The organism is Tsukamurella sputi (genome assembly GCF_007858445.1).
In the GTDB taxonomy this organism is placed as follows: Bacteria; Actinomycetota; Actinomycetes; order Mycobacteriales; family Mycobacteriaceae; genus Tsukamurella; species Tsukamurella sputi.
This window is the reverse complement of record NZ_VIGV01000174.1, coordinates 1-549: the sequence shown is the minus strand read 5'-3', so window position 1 is coordinate 549 and position 549 is coordinate 1. Positions and strand designations below refer to the sequence as shown.

1 protein-coding gene is annotated in these 549 nt (G+C 33.3%); it reads right to left on the bottom strand.

What is annotated here, in order from left to right; translation table 11 throughout:
- Positions 1 to 219 precede the first annotated feature (219 nt).
- Positions 220 to 435 (bottom strand): 30S ribosomal protein S21, encoded by a 216-nt coding sequence (rpsU, locus tag FK268_RS26155; RefSeq protein ID WP_109200997.1) that lies wholly within the window; start codon positions 433 to 435, stop codon positions 220 to 222.
- Positions 436 to 549 lie beyond the last annotated feature (114 nt).

Sequence of the window (549 nt, the reverse complement as noted above, 5' to 3'; positions counted from 1 at the left end):
TTCGTTTTTTATTTTGTATTTTTCATTTTAAATTTTATAACTACTTCTCTTATCATCTCTTATCGAAATAGTTATATCTTATATATAACATACCCTGATATATAACCATATAAATATATATAACCATATAAAAAACCCTAGATAAGAATATCTAGGGTTTTATCGTTACTTGATAATGTACTGCTTTAAAGATAAATCTTGAAACCAGTACTTATCCGATTAGTAGTAACGGATTCTACGGTTAGATTCGCGCATTATACGTTTGTAATGGCGTTTCTGAGCCGCAGCCTTCTTACGCTTTCTTTCAGCGGTCGGTTTTTCATAGTACTCACGTGCACGCACCTCAGATACGATACCTGCTTTTTCGCAAGCACGTCTAAAACGACGCATAGCAACGTCAAATGGTTCATTCTCACGAATTTTGACGGAAGGCATTGAACATCACCTCAATTAATAATAGGTTAAAATAAATTGTTCTTATACGAAATGTATTAAGAACACCAATTCACTAGTATAACCCCAACGACCGATAATATCAATGATGATCTC